Here is a 19,230-nt window from a genome sequence, read left to right on the forward strand (position 1 = left end):
TTAGCTACTTATTTCAGCGAATACCATTCGATCTTTCCCGTTAATGTCAAAGACGACTTCGACCTGTGCTTGTGGGAGGGCACCTTTTAATAAGTTTGCGACCAATTCCCCTTGACCTGCACCTACTTCAAATCCAACAAGTGCTTGTTCGTTTAGTACATATGGTAATTCATTTACTAAACGGCGATAGATGTCTAAACCATCCTCTCCAGCAAACAAGGCACGATTAGGCTCATGTTCAGTTACAATCTCTGACATCCACGAACGATCTGCAGTTGGAATATAAGGGGGATTGGAGATAACTACATCTAATTTTACTCCAGAGTTGATAAAAGGCTGCAGCAAGTCCCCTACTATCCAATTTATGTCTGCGTCTAAATAAGCCCCATTACCCTTAGCTACTTCTAAACTTGCAGGATATAGATCAGTTCCAAAACAATCAAGCTGAGGGTTTTCCCGTTTCAGAGTAATAGCAATTGCACCGCTACCTGTGCCAACATCGGCCACTTTTAACCCTGTATCATCTTGCCAACGTGCACGAATACGCTCAAGCGTAGCAAGGACTAACTCTTCTGTTTCTGGCCTAGGAATTAGAACTTCCTTGTTCACCTTAAATTTTCTACCATAAAACTCCTCATAGCCCATAATATACTGAATAGGCTCACCAGCAATATGAGTGAGTATCGCCTTTGAAAAAAGTTGATCGATCTCCTCAGGAAGTTCTTCACGTAATCTTGTTAAGAATTCAGCTCGACTCATCTTCATATAATGTCTTAGTAAAATTTCAGCAGCATATGCTTCCCGTTGATTTTCTTCTAAAAAAGAAGAAGCCCAGTTAAGGGCTTCGAATACTCTGCGATTACTCATTAGTCGCACTCTCTAGTTTAGCCGATTGCTCTTCTAAAATAAGAGCATCAATAATTTCATCAATCTTACCGTGTAGGATCTGGTCTAACTTTTGGATAGTTAAACCAATTCGGTGATCAGTTACACGGTTTTGTGGGAAATTATACGTACGGATACGTTCAGAACGATCCCCTGTCCCTACAGCTGATTTACGCTGCTGATCGTATTCAGCTTGTGCCTCTCGTTGGAATTTATCGTATACACGTGCACGCAAAACTTTCATCGCTTTTTCTTTGTTCTTAATTTGCGACTTTTCATCCTGACAAGAAACGACAGTTCCCGTAGGAAGGTGGGTAAGTCTTACTGCGGACATAGTCGTATTAACACTTTGTCCACCCGGTCCACTAGATGCAAAAGTATCGACACGGATATCTTTATCATGAAGCTCAATTTCCACTTCTTCTGCTTCAGGTAACACCGCTACTGTTGCCGTAGACGTATGAATGCGACCGCCTGATTCTGTTTCCGGTACACGTTGCACGCGATGCGCACCATTCTCATATTTTAATTTAGAGTAAGCACCGTTTCCGTTTACCATGAAGATAATTTCTTTATAGCCACCGACTCCTGTACTACTTGCTTCAATGACGTCAATTTTCCAACCTTGGACCTCTGCATAGCGACTATACATACGGTACAAATCACCCGCAAACAGTGCAGCTTCATCTCCACCAGCTGCGCCACGAACTTCTACGATAACGTTTTTGTCATCATTAGGGTCCTTTGGAATGAGAAGGATTTTTAATTTTTCTTCAAATTGCTCCACTTTTCCCTCTAATTCAGAAATCTCTTCTTTCACCATATCACGCATTTCAGCATCTAATTTCTCTTCCAACATGGCCTTTGCGTCTGTATATTGTTCATGTATTTCTTTATATTCACGATATGTATCCACTGTTTCTTGGATATCAGACTGTTCTTTTGAATACTCACGTAATTTTTTTGGGTCATTTACTATTTCTGGATCACTAAGCAATTCATTAAGACGTTCATAGCGTTCCTCTACAGATTGAAGACGATCAAACACGGTTATTCACCTCTAATTCATTATTAACAAGCATCTATCTTATCACTGCTATCAGTATGCAGTTTTATTTCCAACGTATAACATTCTAATTATAGTATAGCCGCCTTGTTCAGTCAAAACCACTTTAGATTATTTTAGAAATTTCTGTTATTCGATTGATGAATCTTTCATCGTTTACTATAGTAAAGTTATCTAATTAAAAATGAGGTGCAGCACATGAAAGCCATTATGATTGGAATACTCTCCGCATTCTTTTTTGCTTTTACATTTGTTTTAAATGCAGCTATGGAAATGAATGGAGGAAGCTGGTATTGGAGTGCATCGCTCCGTTACTTCTTTATGATTCCACTTCTACTTATCATTGTTTTATACCGTAAGAGCTTACGTGCACTTATGATTGAATTGAAAAAAGCTCCTGGAAAATGGATGCTATGGAGCACAATTGGCTTTGGGCTATTTTATGCCCCTATATGTTTTGCTGCTGCCTATGGTCCCGGCTGGCTAATTGCTGCCACCTGGCAAATCACGATTATTTCTGGCAGTCTACTTGCCCCATTATTTTATGAAATGCGCCACACTTCTCAAGGAGTCATTCGCATAAAAGGGCAAATTCCTTTTAGAGGACTACTCATGAGTCTCATTATTTTAGTTGGCGTATTTGTTATCCAATGGGACCATGCCTCTGTTGTATCGGTGAAAGATACTTTTATTTGCACCTTAGCCATTCTTATTGCATCGTTTGCTTACCCTCTAGGGAATCGAAAAATGATGGCCTTAACAAACAAGCGCTTAGATCCTTATCAAAGAGTGCTTGGTATGACAATAGCTAGCCTTCCCTTTTGGCTCTTACTTGCATTTATTGGTTTACAAACAGCTGGCATGCCATCGATGAGTCAAGTTTATCAATCGGGGTTAGTAGCCTTATTTTCAGGTGTTTTTGCAACGGTACTATTCTTTGCTGCCACCGATCTCGTTCAAGGCAACATGCAAAAACTTGGAGCTGTGGAGGCAACACAGTCCTTTGAAGTGCTTTTCGCAATGATTGGTGAAGTGATCATTTTATCTGCTCCTCTTCCTTCTGCCACTGCTACGGTTGGAATCAGTTTAGTAATACTAGGAATGGCACTTCATAGTTATGTATCCAATTTACCTCAAAAGGGATTTAAAAAGGAAAAGGAAGAGACGGTTTAATTCACCGTCTCTTTAGTCTGTATGGTCTTCTCTAATTTTCACATTTATATAATAGGTCGGCACCGCACCAACTAATTTTTTTTGCAAACTTTCCTCAGCTTTTTCACGTTCTGCTTTTGATGAAAAGTCTTTATTCGTATACACAGTTACATGCATATATTCCCCGTCAATCCATATACCACCTGGTTCATAATCAGTAAGCTTATTAATCGTTGATCTTGCTTGATTAATATCACTACGGTCTGATTTTTTATCGCCATTGGTATTTAATAAGTTGGGATTTTGTTCATACATCGACCATTCCTGAACATCTTCGGAACGATGACCAGAAGGGCTGCTTATTCTAACGGTATCGGTATGTTTGTTGATATCATAAGTTTTATCAGCGTTTGCACCGTAATTATAAGAACAACCAGTTAGTAGACTGATTAACAAAACACCTGTAATGGTTTTTTTCATGAATGAATGGCACCCCCTACTAAATAAAATGCCCATTCATTTTAAAATTTCAGCAAGCAATATTTCCTATGTAAAAAAATGTATGCCAGGGAGTTTTTTCGTTCCAAAAAAGACGCCAAAGTTAGCGTCTCCAATTAAAAATGTGTTATTTCATCATTTCCGTGTGATTTTTAATACTTTTTGGTTTGCCAATCACTTCATGATGTTCACGGCACCGAGGTTCATACGATTCCGATGCGCCAACAAGAATGGTGGGATCTGTATATGATGCTGGTTTACCATCAATTAAACGCTGCGTTCGACTAGCAGGTGAACCACAAACAGCACATACGGCTTGTAGTTTTGTCACTAACTCAGCAGTAGCCATTAAATCCGGCATCGGACCAAAAGGCTCACCACGAAAATCAACGTCTAACCCAGCCACAATGACACGATGACCGTTCCCCGCAAGCATCTCCACAACTTCAATGATTTGATTATCAAAAAACTGAACTTCATCAATAGCTACGACTTCTGTATCAGACATAACAAATGACAAAATATCCTCTGAACAGGCTACAGGTTGAGCAATAAACGATGCCCCATTATGAGAAACAACTGATTCTTCACTATAACGTTTATCGATTTGAGGCTTGAATACAGCAATTTGCTGTTTGGCAAATTGCGCTCTCCTTACTCTGCGAATAAGCTCCTCTGACTTACCAGAGAACATACTCCCGCAAATTACCTCAACCCATCCATGATGATTGATAACATACATGAAAGGTCTCTCCTTCCGCAACAATCTAATCTATCTATAAACACCTATTACAGTCCTTACTGTTAAGGTCTCACAAAAGAAACATTCTTATGTTAAATGCCGAAAAATAGTGGTGGTGTGCACCACTATTTTTCGACATTCATGAAAAAACAGGCAAGTATCATGACTTGCCTGCTTTGATTGTTATTTAAATTACTTCTGTTTGATGCCGTATTTTTTATTGAAACGGTCAACACGTCCGCCAGCTTCAGCGAATTTTTGACGTCCAGTATAGAATGGGTGGCATTCTGAGCAAGTTTCTACACGGATTTCTTCTTGTACAGAACCCGTTTCGAATTCGTTACCGCATGCACATTTCACCATTGCTGTTTTATAGTTAGGATGAATTCCTGCTTTCATTCTTTTCATCTCCTTCCGCCCTGAATCATTCTGAAACAGAGTTATATAGTTACGGATTCACCGTAATCTTAGAAACGCACTGGAATCATTATAACAAGGTCGAGCTTAATTTGCAATCATCGATTACGAATCAGCTTTACCATTTGATTCCAAACCTAATGTGAGCGTTTTGCTTTCATCTCTTCACTCAATAAGGCAAAGAAATCCTCATTTGATTTCGTTTGCTTTAATTTTCTCATGAGTTTTTCCGCAAAATCAGGAGAATCAGTCATTGATTTACGGATTGCCCATAGTTTATCAAGATGATCCTTAGGAATCAACAATTCTTCCTTACGTGTACCAGATCGTCTAATATCAATTGCAGGGAAAATTCTTCTTTCCGCAAGCGAACGATCAAGATGCAATTCCATATTCCCCGTTCCTTTAAACTCTTCATAAATCACATCATCCATACGTGATCCCGTATCAACTAGAGCAGTAGCTAAGATGGTTAAGCTTCCGCCTTCCTCAATATTTCTTGCGGCACCGAAAAACCTTTTCGGACGGTGGAATGCGGCTGGGTCAATACCGCCTGATAACGTACGACCACTTGGAGGAATGACCAAGTTATAAGCTCTAGCTAAACGTGTAATACTATCCATTAAGATGACAACATCGCGCTTATGCTCAACTAGACGCATCGCTCTCTCTAATACGAGCTCGGCCACTTTAATATGATTTTCCGGCACTTCGTCAAATGTTGAACTAACAACATCACCAGCAACAGAGCGTTCAATATCGGTTACTTCTTCCGGTCTTTCATCAATAAGTAATACGATAAGCTCTGCTTCAGGATGATTCGTTGTAATACTGTTGGCAATTTCTTTTAACAACATCGTTTTCCCTGCTTTTGGAGGAGCGACGATTAAGCCACGTTGTCCAAAACCAACTGGTGAAATTAAGTCCATAATTCTAGTTGAAATATGTCTTGTTTTTGTCTCTAAATTCATATGACGATCAGGATATAGAGGCGTTAAACCTGGGAAATGAACACGTTCCTTTGATGTCTCTGGATCATCTCCGTTAACCGCTTCCACTTGTAACAAACCAAAATAACGTTCATTTTCCTTCGGCGGACGAACTTTACCAGAAACTTTGTCACCATTTCTTAAATCAAAGCGACGAATTTGCGATGCAGAGATATAAATATCCTCTGAACTAGGCGAATAGTTAATCGGTCTTAAGAAACCGAAACCTTCTGATTGAATGATTTCTAGAACACCTTCCATAAAGAAGTATCCTTCTTGTTCCGCTCTCGCTTTTAATATCGCAAAAATAAGTTCTTTCTTTGATAATTTACTATAATAAGAAACTTTATATTCTCTTGCATGTTCATAAAGTTCTTTCAATTTCATATTCTCTAGACTTGAAATATTTAGTCCCATTTCTACACCACTCTTTAGATTTTTCGATTATTTCCCCCATATGCTAAAGAAATAAGATTCATTATACATTCGAATATGGTTGGAAAGGAAAGTATGTTTGAGGCTTCCTGAAGTAAACGAAGAGTTTGATTTAATCAACTCTACTTTGTAATAGAGGAATGATTGGTCTTCCTTTGAAAATATCTTTTATTTTACCCCTAACCTCTATGTTAGGCAACTACATTTTATAGTAGGATATTTGGAAGGATTCTTTCTATTTTAATTTAACCTAAGAAATGCAAGGATGCACTTCTTAGGTCTATCATCAATTATTTAATTACAAGATTAGGTTTTTTCTTCAAGCTATGACGACCATCAATAAACCTTACTGTGCCCGATTTAGCACGCATAACGACAGAAGACGTCGAACCGTAAGATCCTTTAAATTGAACGCCTTTCAAAAGTTCTCCATCCGTAATACCTGTCGCAGCAAAGATTGCGTCATCGCCTTTAACTAGGTCTTCCATCAATAATACTTTGTTAACATCTAATCCCATTTTAATACATCTTTCTAGTTCCGCATCGTTTTGGGGAAGCAGTTTACCTTGCAATTCACCACCAAGACATTTCAATGCTACAGCTGCAACAACACCTTCAGGGGCACCACCTGCTCCAAATAAAATATCTACGCCTGTATGATCGAATGCCGTATTAATGGCTCCTGCTACATCACCTTCATTAATTAGCTTAATTCTAGCGCCAGCGTCACGCAATTGCTCTATAATATGTTGGTGGCGATCACGATTAAGTACAGTTGCAACAACGTCCTCAATATCTTTGTTTTTTGCTTTCGCAACAGCTCTCAAGTTATCAATCACTGGAGCATTGATATCGATTTGCCCAACCGCCTCAGGTCCAACGGCAATTTTATCCATATACATATCTGGTGCATATAGTAAGTTACCTCTATCTGCCACAGCCAGAACCGCAAGCGCATTCCAACCACCAGAGGCAACAATACTTGTACCTTCTACAGGATCGACTGCAATATCAACTTGAGGGCCAGAACCTGTTCCAAGCTCTTCGCCAATATATAGCATTGGTGCTTCATCCATTTCACCTTCACCAATCACTACTCTGCCCTGCATAGGAACTGTATTAAAGATATCTCTCATTGCTTCAGTTGCTGCACCATCAGCTTCATCTTTTAATCCACGGCCCATCCAACGAGCAGATGCTAGTGCTGCACCTTCTGTAACACGAACCAACTCCATTGATAAACTTCTTTCCATTTTTACTTCCTCCCCAATATTCACTTCGTCTCAGTATGTACTGAAATCGATGCGGAATCTAGATGTACATTTTTAACATTGTCAATTCATCATTAAGCATTATTCATTTGTTCAATTTCTTGATCAGTTAGCTTTTCTCTCCAAATCGTTGCCCCTAAACCATTGAGTTTTTCAACTAAATGACTATAACCTCTATCAATGTGATCAACGCCTGTAACCTCTGTTACACCTTCAGCCATAAGGCCTGCGATGACTAGCGCCGCTCCAGCACGTAAATCACTTGCCTTTACTTTGGCACCTTGTAACTTCATAGGGCCGTTAATAATAGCCGAACGACCTTCTACTTTAATATTGGCGTTCATTCTTCTCAATTCATCAATATGCTTAAATCTAGCCCCATATATCGTATCAGTTACCATGCTTGTTCCTTCTGCATTCGTTAACAATGCCGTTAATGGTTGCTGAAGATCGGTTGGAAAACCAGGATATACAAGTGTCTTAATATCTACTGCCTTCATTTTTTCAGCGGGACCGACAAAAATTTGATCATCACCCGCTTCAATTTGTACACCCATTTCTCTTAGCTTTGCTGTTAATGATTCAAGATGATGGGGAATAACATTATCAATTAAAACGCCCTCTCCAGAAGCTGCAGCAAGCACCATATAAGTCCCTGCTTCAATACGATCAGGAATAATTGTATGTTGGCATCCATGGAGCTGATCTACACCGTCAATACGGATGACATCAGTACCTGCGCCTTTTATTTTTGCACCCATATTATTCAGCAATGTAGCAACATCAATAATTTCAGGTTCTTTAGCCGCATTTTCTATAACCGTACGACCCTTTGCCTTTACAGCAGCGAGCATAATATTAATGGTTGCACCAACACTGACGACATCTAAATAAATACGTGCACCTCTTAGTTCATCTGCACGTAAATAAATCGCGCCTTGTTCATTTGTTACACTTGCGCCGAGTGCCTCAAAACCCTTAATATGCTGATCAATCGGTCTCGGTCCTAAATGACAACCACCCGGAAGTCCAATGACTGCTTTATTAAATCGTCCAAGCATGGCCCCCATTAAATAATAAGAAGCACGAAGCTTTTTCACCTTGCCATTAGGCATAGGCATGGAGATCATTGCAGAAGGATCAACCTGCATATCTCCATCAGCGAATGTTACTTCACCACCGATTTCCTCTAGTAAACCTTTTAAGATTTGCACATCCGAAATATCTGGTAAACCTTCTATTGTTACAGGCGAATCTGCTAGTATTGTTGCCGGTATTAAGGCAACTGCACTATTCTTCGCGCCGCTAATTCTCACTGTTCCTTTTAATGGGTACCCGCCTGCAATCATAAGCTTTTCCATTTTGAACTCCCTTCTAAGCCGTTAACGCAACCCCTTTATAGAGGATGCTCTATAAGAATAAGCTTGTCCTATGTGGAATCTTTTGCTCTATCAGTCATAAAACAAACCCGCATTTTAAAAAAACACAGGTGTAATCTACATTACCATTGTTGTCTATCTATTGAAAAAATAAGCATCTTTATGTTAACATGTCTAACAATTTTTAAAAAGCTCACATATGATAGGCATTTAGATGCATCTTCCTTCTCCTATTTTACACCATAACAATTGGAAATGTAGTTGTTGTTTCGAATTGTTATGAATATGTAAATTTTTAAGGAAACATTTGCATCATGGATTCATTCACCGATGGAAATTGTTGACTAATGAGTTTTCCGAGAGTCAAGAGGGATTGAATTGAGAAGTTGCTTTAAATAAGCTTAAGAAACCGTTGAATGGACAACGGCTTCTTTTCTATTTTATGCCTTGTTAGCAGAACCAAACTCGCGCATTTTGCCAATTACTGTTGCTTTAATCGCTTCCCGAGCAGGCCCTAAATATTTACGTGGATCGTACATTTTTTCATCTGCTGCAAGGACTTCACGTACTTTTTTCGCAGATGCAATTTGGTTCTCTGTATTTACGTTAATCTTTGCTGTTCCTAGAGAAATTGCTCTTTGAATATCTTTCGTTGGGATACCTGTCCCACCATGCAATACAAGTGGTACACCTGTTAAGCCACGAATTTCTTCCATTTCTGTAAACCCTAAGTTAGGCTCACCTTTGTATGGTCCATGAACAGACCCAAGAGCAGGCGCTAAGCAGTCAATCCCTGTTCTCTGAACTAATTCTTCACATTCTTTTGCATCTGCATAAATAACGCCATCTGCAACAACGTCATCTTCTTGTCCACCAACAGTGCCAAGCTCAGCCTCAACAGATACTCCTTTTGAATGCGCATATTCTACTACTTTAGAAGTGATTTCGATATTTTGCTCAAATGGATCATGAGAAGCATCAATCATAACAGAAGTAAATCCTGCATCGATTGCTTCTTTACATTTATCATAACTTGAACCATGATCAAGATGAATGGCCACTGGAACAGTAATATTATAGTCTTCCATTAGACCTTCTACCATTTTAACAACCGTTTTAAATCCACCCATATAACGACCTGCACCCTCAGAAACACCAAGAATTACAGGTGATTTTTCTTCCTCAGCTGCTTGTAAAATTGCTTGTGTAAACTCTAAATTATTTAAGTTGAATTGACCAACTGCATAGCCCTCTGCATTTGCTTTTTTCAACATTTCAGTCATAGAAACTAAAGGCATATGTAAAAATCCTCCTTGTCTTATTCACTTCAGTCATTCCTTTTAAAGGATTTCCTTCCAGCTACATGTTTATGTACCCTAATAGCTCTCCATCAAACGGAAAAAATGAAATGAACATATAAATTCCATTTGTATCATACCAAAATGTGCAGAGAAAATCTATGATTAGGTTATAACTTTTCATAAATAAGATGTACTATTAATTAAAAAAGGCATAATTGTATAACCTTATTTAGGTACTGGTAAATATTTCTTAACTGCCGCCCGAATGTCATCTATGTCGAATGGTTTAGCAAAATGTGTTAAAGCACCTAAATCTTTTGCCTCTTGAATCATATCTAATTCTCCATAAGCAGTCATAATGATGACTCTTATATCATGATGCCCTTCTCTCATTCTCTTTAGAATTTCAATCCCATCCATACCTGGGATTTTCATATCTAATAATACTAAGTCTGGGTCATGCTTCGCTACAATATCAAGGGCTTGAATTCCGTTTGCTGCTTGGTACGTTTCATAGCCCTCCTTCTGTAAAACTTCATTTAATAGAATCCTTATACCAAACTGATCATCGACAATCAATATTTTCCCTTTCATAATACACCCCATTCTCGTTTAATCAAGAATACTTAATGTTTTTAAATTCGACTCTAAGTGTTTTTTTCCTGCATTTGTTAGGAAAATAACTAGAATGAGTCATCGCCGTTAATTGCTATATTTCGACAAGTTGATGGTTCTCTTTTCGTTGTGTATCAATCAATTACTGTAGCACCAAAAAACCAAAGTGAGCAGCCTGATTATTTTGTGATTTCGTCTTATTTCAATATAATGATAATATTGGGAGAAGTACAGGAGGAATTATTAATGTTAAAGATTTTTTCTACACAATTATTCGGTTTATTTAAAAAATGGCAAGACAATCATGAAGAATCAATAGAAGATGCTGCTCGAATTTTAGCTCAAGCGAGTGTCGGTGAGGGCCATATATATATTTACGGAAAACAGGAGATGCAAGCTGTCGGTATCGAAGCAACTGAGGGAGTAGACGCACTGGCAAACGCAAAAGTCTGGGATTCTTCTGCATCATTTGATGATATCTCAGCTAGTGACCGTTTTCTCATTATCACCAGAGAGAGTGATGACAAGGAAGCACTCCTATTAGCACAACATTTGAGTAATCAATTCATACCTTTTGCAACAATAAGTGCCCTTCCATCTGATAACACGGAGCAATTAGCCTCCTATTCCGATGTACATTTCGACTTACAACTGAAGCAAGGACTTGTTCCAAATGAAAGCGGGGAACGAGTTGGTTATCCATCTGCGATAGGAGCATTATTTATCTATCATGGAATTAAATTTACGTTAGACGAGATATTAGCAGATTATTAATATGTGTATTTATATGAGGCAAGGGATTCCATTTTGACGGGGTTCCTTGCTTTTTTTATATGTTATAGAAGGGCTCATTTCTCGGGCGCATATATTCTTAACTACACAACGGCTTTGAAATAAATGATTAGTGTTTGTTTCATTGTCTCTTTAAACCAATATTACTTTTCTTTGCAAGTGTGAAGCGATTCTAAATTATTTACTGTGAACTTTTTTGTTTCGTTCATACATTTTTCAGTGACAAATTTACGATATACACTGATACATGTTTCTTTCTCTTTCTGAATGACATGCGGGCCTCTTTTGTAAAGCGCTCACCTTTAGTGTTCCTTCTGAGTGACTTGCAAACCCCTTTTGCGAAGCGCTCACCTTTGGTTTTCTCTCTGAGTGACTTGCAAACCCCTTTTGCGAAGCGCTCACCTTTGGTTTTCTCTCTGAGTGACTTGCAAACCCCTTTTGTAAAGCGCTCACCTTTGGTTTTCTCTCCGAGTGACTTGCAAACCCCTTTTGCGAAGCGCTCACCTTTGGTTTTCTCTCTGAGTGACTTGCAAACCCCTTTTGCGAAGCGTTCACCTTTGGTTTTCTCTCTGAGTGGCTTGCAAATCCCTTTTGCGAAGCGCTCACCTTTGCTTTTCTCTCTGAGTGACTTGCAAACCCCTTTTGCGAAGCGCTCACCTTTGCTTTTCTCTCTGAGTGACTTGCAAACCCCTTTTGCGAAGCGCTCACCTTTGCTTTTCTCTCTGAGTGGCTTGCAAACCCCTTTTGCGAAGCGCTCACCTTTGCTTTTCTCTCTGAGTGACTTGCAAACCCCTTTTGCGAAGCGCTCACCTTTGCTTTTCTCTCTGAGTGACTTGCAAACCCCTTTTGCGAAGCGCTCACCTTTGCTTTTCTCTCTGAGTGACTTGCAAACCCCTTTTGTAAAGCGCTCACCTTTGGTTTTCTCTCTGAGCGGCTTGCAAACCCCTTTTGCGAAGCGCTCACCTTTGGTTTTCTCTCTGAGTGACTTGCAAACCCCTTTTGCGAAGCGCTCACCTTTGGTTTTCTCTCTGAGTGACTTGCAAACCCCTTTTGCGAAGCGCTCACCTTTGGTTTTCTCTCTGAGTGACTTGCAAACCCCTTTTGCGAAGCGCTCACCTTTGCTTTTCTCTCTGAGTGACTTGCAAACCCCTTTTGCGAAGCGCTCACCTTTGGTTTTTCCTTCTGAGTAATGTCATACCACTTACAGAAGCTAGCTTCATGAAGATTGATTGTAATAAAAATACCAAATTTTATTTTTGTACCCTTTTGAATTCTTGATTTTACACAAAAAAAGGAAGAGATCCGGAAATCTCCTCCTTATAACAATTTATTCATTGATATTGATTGTAGCACCGACAAAGTCACGGAAAAGTGGTTGTGGACGTGTTGGTCTAGATGTGAATTCTGGATGGAATTGAGATGCCACGAACCATGGGTGATCTTTCAATTCAATGATTTCTACTAGTCGACCATCTGGGCTTGTACCAGAGAAGACAAGACCCTTTTCTTCCATTTCTTGACGGTAGTGATTATTAAATTCATAACGGTGACGATGACGTTCGTAAACGACTTCATCTTGGTATGCTTCATAAGCAGCTGTACCTTCTTCTAGTTTACATGCTTGTAAGCCTAAACGTAGTGTACCACCTAAATCTTCAACATCTTTTTGTTCAGGTAAAAGGTCAATGATTGGGTGGTTCGTTTCAGGATTGATTTCCGCTGAGTGTGCACCATCTAATCCAAGAACGTTACGAGCAAATTCAACAGTAGCCAGTTGCATACCCAGACAAATGCCTAAGAATGGTTTATTGTTTTCACGGGCATATTGTGTTGCTAGGATTTTTCCTTCAATCCCACGATCCCCAAATCCACCTGGTACAAGAACACCGTCAACATCCCCTAAAAGTTCAGCAACATTTTCTTTAGTGACATGCTCTGCATTGATCCATTTTACATCAATATCTGCATCATGTGCATAACCTGCATGTTTTAATGCTTCAACAACAGAAATATAAGCATCTTGAAGAGCAACGTATTTCCCTACAAGTGCAATTTTTGTTTTCTTCGTTAAGTGAAGCACTTTGTCTACAAGTTGTTTCCACTCAGTCATATCTGCTTCTGCACAATCTAATTTCATCTCTTTGCATACACGTTTATCTAAGCCTTGTTCTTGTAAAGCTAATGGAATAGTGTAAAGTGTTTCAGCGTCTCTACATTCAATAACTGCTTCTTTATCAATATCACAGAAGAGTGCAAGCTTGTCTTTCATTTCTTGAGAGATAGGCATTTCTGTACGGACAACGACAACATTTGGTTGAATACCTAAGCTTCTTAATTCTTTTACACTGTGTTGTGTCGGCTTTGTTTTCATTTCTCCAGCCGCTTTAATATACGGCACCAATGTACAATGAATATACATAACATTATCTCGGCCGATATCACTCTTAATTTGGCGAATCGCCTCTAGGAATGGTAATGATTCGATATCACCGACAGTTCCACCGATTTCAGTAATAACGACATCTGCATTCGTTTCATGTCCCGCACGGAAAACTTTATCTTTAATTTCATTTGTAACATGAGGGATTACTTGAACCGTTCCTCCGTTATAATCTCCACGACGCTCTTTACGTAGAACCGTTGAGTAGATCTTCCCAGTTGTTACACTGCTGTATTTAGTTAAGTTTATGTCTACGAAACGCTCATAGTGACCTAAGTCTAAATCCGTTTCTGCGCCATCTCCTGTTACATAAACTTCACCGTGTTGATAAGGACTCATTGTACCTGGGTCCACATTGATATACGGGTCAAACTTTTGTATCGTTACGCTAAGCCCTCTATTTTTTAACAAACGTCCTAAAGATGCTGCAACGATTCCTTTACCTAATGACGAAACAACGCCGCCTGTAACAAAAATATATTTTGTCATGAATGATTCCCCCTTAACTATTCATAGCTTGTGCATTTATCCTTTGTTTAAAAAGATGAATCTTATCTTTCATAAAAAATTGTCCCATGCACGACCTTTTATTTGAAAAACTTGGTAGAAGCAGCACATGCTCAACTATCAAGCCTTACTCAAAAAAATAAAAAGCGCCCCGCTTACTTTAATTAAGTAAGGGAGCGCTTTTAGCGTATCAATTTATGATCGTTCCTTTTTAAAGGAGCCCAAAAATGATTCTACAAGGCTACAAGAAAAAAGTCAAGGCTATTATTTTCTGTCCTCATCGTCTTCATCTTCATCTAAATCATCATCTTCTAAATCATCGATGAGATCATCGTCTTCATCGAAATCTTCTTCGATATCTTCATCGTCATCGTCTTCATCATCAAGAAGATCATCCACATCATCGTCTTCATCTAGATCATCGTAATCCTCTAAATCATCGTAATCGATGTCTTCTTCTTCAAAATCTTCCTCTTCCTCATCTATTACAGATTTTTTCGCCTTTTTCTTCTTCGGCTTAATAACTGTAACAACTTCCTCTTCATACTGTTCTACAGGGTACCATGCACGCAGTCCCCAACGATTGTCTCCAAGACCAATGAAATGCCCTTCGATATTTAAATCTGTATAGAACTGGGCAATCTTCTCTTGGAATTCTTTTTCACTAAGATCCAAAAGGTTTTTTAATTCACTCACAATGTCAGCAAACGCCAAAGGCTCTTTTCTTTCATTTAATAATTCATGAGCCACTTCAATTAATGCCATTTCTTTTAATTGCTCTTTTGAGTATCCTTTTAAACTCAAGACCAGCACTTCCTTTCCCTATATCAAGCTATGTATTAGCAACATGTAATCAAATATTTCGTGCCTAATAGTATAACGCTAAAAATAAAAAAGACAACCTAAACATACTCGTCCAATCTCTAGGTTACAAGCAGCGGTGCCTTCTTAAAAGAAAAAAACGCATATTCTTCATTATAAACAAATTATTAGTGTTTATGCTACCTTTAACGATAAGTTTTCCTACTTTTTACATTGACCTTCGAGTTGTCTCTCCTTTTGATACAATCTTATTGCTAAAAGAGTAAAAAAGACAGACAACAAAAAGAAGGGGATGGCCCCTAGTTGTATTGAATAAAGATATCGTGCACATATGATAAACACTATGAATGCAAAAACAATCATAATTTGCTTCACACTCGCACCCACCTTAAAAAACAAAATCCATACCGATACTATTATATGATGATGGTTAGCAATTGTATATCTTATTTACTCAAGAAATTTTGTTGAATACGATCACTTTACTCCATTGTACCCAATTTATTCATTCCGGAAAAGTCAATGAATAAAATATCCTCTCTAGACGTTTAAAAACCCGAACTCACCTTTTAACATTTTTAGATGGTCCGGGTTATTATTCAATTATGACAATTTACATATTCCGTCTGTATTGTCCGCCCACTTCATATAATGCATTTGTTATCTGTCCTAAACTTGCTACGTTAACCGTTTCCATTAGTTCGTCAAAAATATTCCCACCGCTTACTGCAACCTCTTTTAATCGTTGCAGTGCTTCTTGAGCAACTGCTTGATTTCTTTCTTGGAAAAGTTGCAGATTACGTATTTGTGTTTCTTTTTCTTCTTTAGATGCCCTGGCAATCTCCATACTGTCAACTGCATCATCTGCTGGTGGATTTGGATTGATATACGTATTGACACCAATAATCGGCAGCTCTCCTGTATGTTTTTTCATTTCATAATACATCGATTCATCTTGAATTTTACCGCGTTGATATTGTGTCTCCATCGCACCTAGTACGCCACCGCGATCATTCATTCGCTCAAATTCAACCAATACTTGCTCTTCGACTAAATCTGTTAATTCATCAATAATGAATGCACCTTGTAAAGGATTTTCATTTTTAGACAATCCATGTTCCTTAGTAATTATCATTTGGATAGCCATCGCTCGCCTAACTGATTCTTCTGTCGGTGTTGTAATCGCCTCGTCATATGCATTAGTATGAAGAGAATTACAATTATCTTGGAGTGCCATTAATGCTTGCAGCGTTGTACGAATATCATTAAAGTCTATTTCTTGTGCATGTAAAGAACGACCAGACGTTTGAATGTGGTATTTTAATTTTTGACTTCTCTCATTTGCACCATATTTGTCGCGCATAACCGTCGCCCATATACGTCTCGCGACTCGACCGAGAACAGTGTATTCTGGGTCTAAACCGTTCGAGAAGAAAAATGAAAGGTTTGGCGCAAAGTCATTGATATTCATCCCTCTGCTTAAATAATATTCCACATAAGTAAAACCGTTGGCTAAGGTAAACGCCAATTGAGAGATAGGGTTCGCTCCCGCCTCGGCAATATGATAGCCTGAAATGGAAACAGAATAATAATTTCGAACCTTTTGATCAATAAAATATTGTTGAATATCTCCCATCATTCTTAAGGCAAACTCAGTGGAGAATATGCAAGTATTCTGGCCTTGGTCTTCTTTTAAAATATCAGCCTGAACGGTTCCGCGTACAGTTTGTAAAGTGAAAGCTCTGACTTCTGCAAACTCTTCTACTGTGAGATTCCTACCTAATTCTTTTTCTTTCTTTTCAACTTGCTGAGAAATGGCTGTGTTCATAAACATCGCTAGGATGATAGGGGCCGGACCATTTATTGTCATAGAGACAGAAGTCGTTGGGTGACAAAGATCAAAGCCCGCATAGAGCTTCCTCATATCATCAAGTGTACAAATACTAACGCCACTCTCTCCTACTTTTCCATATATATCTGGGCGATAGTCCGGGTCTTCTCCATATAAAGTAACTGAATCAAAAGCTGTACTTAATCGCTTCGCATCGTCATCTTTAGATAAATAATGAAAACGACGGTTGGTTCTTTCAGGTGTACCTTCACCTGCAAATTGTCTCTTCGGATCTTCTCCTTCTCGTTTAAAAGGGAAAACACCAGCTGTATAAGGGAAAGAGCCTGGTACATTTTCTTTATAAACCCAATTGATAATTTCCCCGTAATCTTTATAACTCGGTAGAGCCACTTTCGGGATCTCTAAGCCAGATAAGCTCTTCGTCCGCAGAATAGTTACTATCTCTTTATCTCTTATTTTTGTGACAAACTTATCACCTTTGTATTGCTCTCTTAACTGCTCCCAACCTTCTAATATCTTCTTAGATTCAATTGTTAATTGTTCATATGTCTTATCTTTTAACATTTGCAGGGCACTGTGCGCACTTGTATCTTTTTCTTCAGATAACATGGTCATTGCACCCTCTAGCTGAAAAAGCTTTCTTGCTAAATCCGCTTGTTCTTCGGCTTTTTTATGATAGGTGCGTACCGTATCAGAAACTTCTCTTAAATAGTAACGTTGATCATTCGGAATGATGACATTTTGTTTTTCTACATCAGCCGTTTTCTCATAAGTGGTTACCCAATTTAAACCCGCTTGTTTATTTATGATTTCAACAAGATTAGCAAATACGGCATTCGTGCCCGGGTCATTAAATTGACTGGCAATCGTACCGAAGACAGGCATGTCATCAAGTTCTTTTTCAAATAGCATGTGACTGCGCTGATATTGCTTTTGCACTTGTCTTTTCGCATCTTCCGACCCTTTACGTTCAAATTTATTGATAACAATTAAATCAGCATAATCAATCATATCAATCTTTTCTAACTGTGAAGGAGCGCCAAATTCACTAGTCATCACATACATAGAGACATCACAAATATCCGTAATACCTGCATCCCCTTGACCGATACCACTTGTTTCGACAATGACTAAATCAAAACCAGCAGCTTTTACTACTGAAATCGCATCCTTAATAGCCAGTGACAATTCACTTCTCGCTTTTCTTGTTGCCAGGCTTCGCATATAGACTCTCGGATGAAAAATCGCATTCATTCTTATCCGATCTCCGAGTAATGCCCCACCTGTTTTTTGTTTTGTCGGATCAACTGAAAGAATAGCTACTTTCTTATCAGGGATATCATGGATAAACCTTCTAATTAGTTCATCCGTTAATGAACTTTTACCCGCTCCCCCTGTTCCAGTGATACCAACGACTGGGACTTGTTTCTCTAGTTTCTTCACTTTATCCATTACGGGATCCAGACTGGCCGCAAGTTCTTTCTCTAAACTAATGTGATGTTCGGCGATTGTAATTAACCTTGCTATCGAGTTCACATTGCCTTCTGGAAGCTTCTTAACTAGGTTATCATCTTGTTGAGTAAACGTAGGAAAATCACATTCTTCTAGCATTTCATTGATCATTCCTTGCAAGCCATTCTTTCTGCCGTCTTCAGGTGAAAAAATTCTTGCTATCCCATATTCGTGCAATTCTCTAATTTCACGTGGAATAATAACGCCTCCACCGCCACCATAGATGCGAATGTGAGGTGCTCCCTTTTCTTGTAAGAGGTCATACATGTACTTGAAATATTCAACATGACCTCCTTGATAGGAAGACATGGCAATTCCTTGGACATCCTCTTGTATGGCAGCATTCACTACTTCTTCAACTGACCGATTATGCCCAAGATGAATGACCTCTGCCCCGCTCGCTTGAATAATACGCCTCATGATATTAATAGATGCATCATGACCATCAAATAAACTTGAAGCTGTTACAAATCGGACATGATTCTTTGGTTTATAAACCTCTATCGTACTCATGGATAAATCCTCCTCTTCATCCAGCATTAATCATCACTGTTC

The 19,230-nt window shown here is 38.8% G+C and carries 16 protein-coding genes; 2 read left to right on the forward strand and 14 right to left on the reverse strand.

The window, feature by feature from the left end; translation table 11 throughout:
- Positions 1-867 carry a peptide chain release factor N(5)-glutamine methyltransferase gene (gene prmC, locus MKX78_RS22375; RefSeq protein ID WP_307318195.1) on the reverse strand — a complete coding sequence of 289 codons (867 nt, stop codon included), beginning with the start codon at positions 865-867 and terminating at the stop codon, positions 1-3.
- Positions 860-1,933: a peptide chain release factor 1 gene (gene prfA, locus MKX78_RS22380; RefSeq protein WP_095371571.1), complete on the reverse strand. Its 1,074-nt coding sequence runs from the start codon at positions 1,931-1,933 to the stop codon at positions 860-862. The genes prmC and prfA overlap by 8 nt, the downstream gene beginning before the upstream one ends.
- 216 nt (positions 1,934-2,149) lie before the next feature.
- Here prfA and MKX78_RS22385 point away from each other — a divergent pair, with 216 nt between their 5' ends.
- A complete protein-coding gene (locus tag MKX78_RS22385) occupies positions 2,150-3,124 on the forward strand; it encodes a DMT family transporter (RefSeq protein ID WP_095371570.1) in 975 nt (324 codons plus the stop codon).
- 12 nt (positions 3,125-3,136) lie between these two features.
- Here the strand turns inward: MKX78_RS22385 and MKX78_RS22390 are convergent, their stop codons facing one another.
- The 8 genes from MKX78_RS22390 to MKX78_RS22425 form a co-directional block, all read right to left on the reverse strand.
- On the reverse strand, positions 3,137-3,583 hold the full coding sequence (locus tag MKX78_RS22390) for a hypothetical protein (protein ID WP_095371569.1): 447 nt from the start codon (positions 3,581-3,583) through the stop codon (positions 3,137-3,139).
- A 145-nt stretch (positions 3,584-3,728) separates the two neighbouring features.
- Positions 3,729-4,343 carry a thymidine kinase gene (locus MKX78_RS22395; protein ID WP_341052495.1) on the reverse strand — a complete coding sequence of 205 codons (615 nt, stop codon included), beginning with the start codon at positions 4,341-4,343 and terminating at the stop codon, positions 3,729-3,731.
- 192 nt (positions 4,344-4,535) lie between these two features.
- Positions 4,536-4,742: a 50S ribosomal protein L31 gene (rpmE, locus tag MKX78_RS22400; RefSeq protein ID WP_095371567.1), complete on the reverse strand. Its 207-nt coding sequence runs from the start codon at positions 4,740-4,742 to the stop codon at positions 4,536-4,538.
- A 155-nt stretch (positions 4,743-4,897) separates the two neighbouring features.
- Positions 4,898-6,166, reverse strand: a complete 1,269-nt coding sequence (rho, locus tag MKX78_RS22405) for a transcription termination factor Rho (protein WP_095371566.1) — start codon at positions 6,164-6,166, stop codon at positions 4,898-4,900.
- 308 nt (positions 6,167-6,474) lie between these two features.
- Positions 6,475-7,437 carry a class II fructose-bisphosphatase gene (gene glpX, locus MKX78_RS22410; RefSeq protein ID WP_095371565.1) on the reverse strand — a complete coding sequence of 321 codons (963 nt, stop codon included), beginning with the start codon at positions 7,435-7,437 and terminating at the stop codon, positions 6,475-6,477.
- Between the two features lie 92 nt (positions 7,438-7,529).
- Positions 7,530-8,816 (reverse strand): UDP-N-acetylglucosamine 1-carboxyvinyltransferase, encoded by a 1,287-nt coding sequence (locus MKX78_RS22415; RefSeq protein ID WP_095371564.1) that lies wholly within the window; start codon positions 8,814-8,816, stop codon positions 7,530-7,532.
- A 458-nt stretch (positions 8,817-9,274) separates the two neighbouring features.
- A complete protein-coding gene (locus MKX78_RS22420) occupies positions 9,275-10,132 on the reverse strand; it encodes a class II fructose-bisphosphate aldolase (protein WP_095371563.1) in 858 nt (285 codons plus the stop codon).
- A 228-nt stretch (positions 10,133-10,360) separates the two neighbouring features.
- Entirely contained in the window at positions 10,361-10,729 is a 369-nt protein-coding gene (locus MKX78_RS22425) for a response regulator (RefSeq protein ID WP_095371562.1), read from the reverse strand.
- 267 nt (positions 10,730-10,996) lie between these two features.
- Between MKX78_RS22425 and MKX78_RS22430 the strand changes: the two genes are divergently transcribed.
- Complete coding sequence (locus tag MKX78_RS22430; RefSeq protein WP_307318189.1) at positions 10,997-11,524, forward strand: DUF2529 domain-containing protein; 528 nt, start codon at positions 10,997-10,999, stop codon at positions 11,522-11,524.
- Between the two features lie 246 nt (positions 11,525-11,770).
- Here the strand turns inward: MKX78_RS22430 and MKX78_RS22435 are convergent, their stop codons facing one another.
- From MKX78_RS22435 to icmF, 4 genes are all read right to left on the reverse strand, one after another.
- The gene (locus tag MKX78_RS22435; RefSeq protein ID WP_341052499.1) at positions 11,771-12,709 is read right to left on the reverse strand and encodes a hypothetical protein; all 939 of its coding nucleotides are present in this window, start codon (positions 12,707-12,709) and stop codon (positions 11,771-11,773) included.
- A gap of 160 nt (positions 12,710-12,869) precedes the next feature.
- The gene (locus tag MKX78_RS22440; protein WP_095371561.1) at positions 12,870-14,471 is read right to left on the reverse strand and encodes a CTP synthase; all 1,602 of its coding nucleotides are present in this window, start codon (positions 14,469-14,471) and stop codon (positions 12,870-12,872) included.
- Positions 14,472-14,753: 282 nt separating this feature from the next.
- Positions 14,754-15,293 (reverse strand): DNA-directed RNA polymerase subunit delta, encoded by a 540-nt coding sequence (gene rpoE / locus MKX78_RS22445; RefSeq protein ID WP_095371560.1) that lies wholly within the window; start codon positions 15,291-15,293, stop codon positions 14,754-14,756.
- Between the two features lie 631 nt (positions 15,294-15,924).
- Entirely contained in the window at positions 15,925-19,188 is a 3,264-nt protein-coding gene (gene icmF, locus MKX78_RS22450) for a fused isobutyryl-CoA mutase/GTPase IcmF (RefSeq protein ID WP_341052501.1), read from the reverse strand.
- Between the last annotated feature and the right edge of the window lie 42 nt (positions 19,189-19,230).

This window comes from Cytobacillus sp. FSL R5-0569, assembly GCF_038007265.1.
GTDB classification, from domain to species: domain Bacteria; phylum Bacillota; class Bacilli; order Bacillales; family Cytobacillaceae; genus Cytobacillus; species Cytobacillus kochii.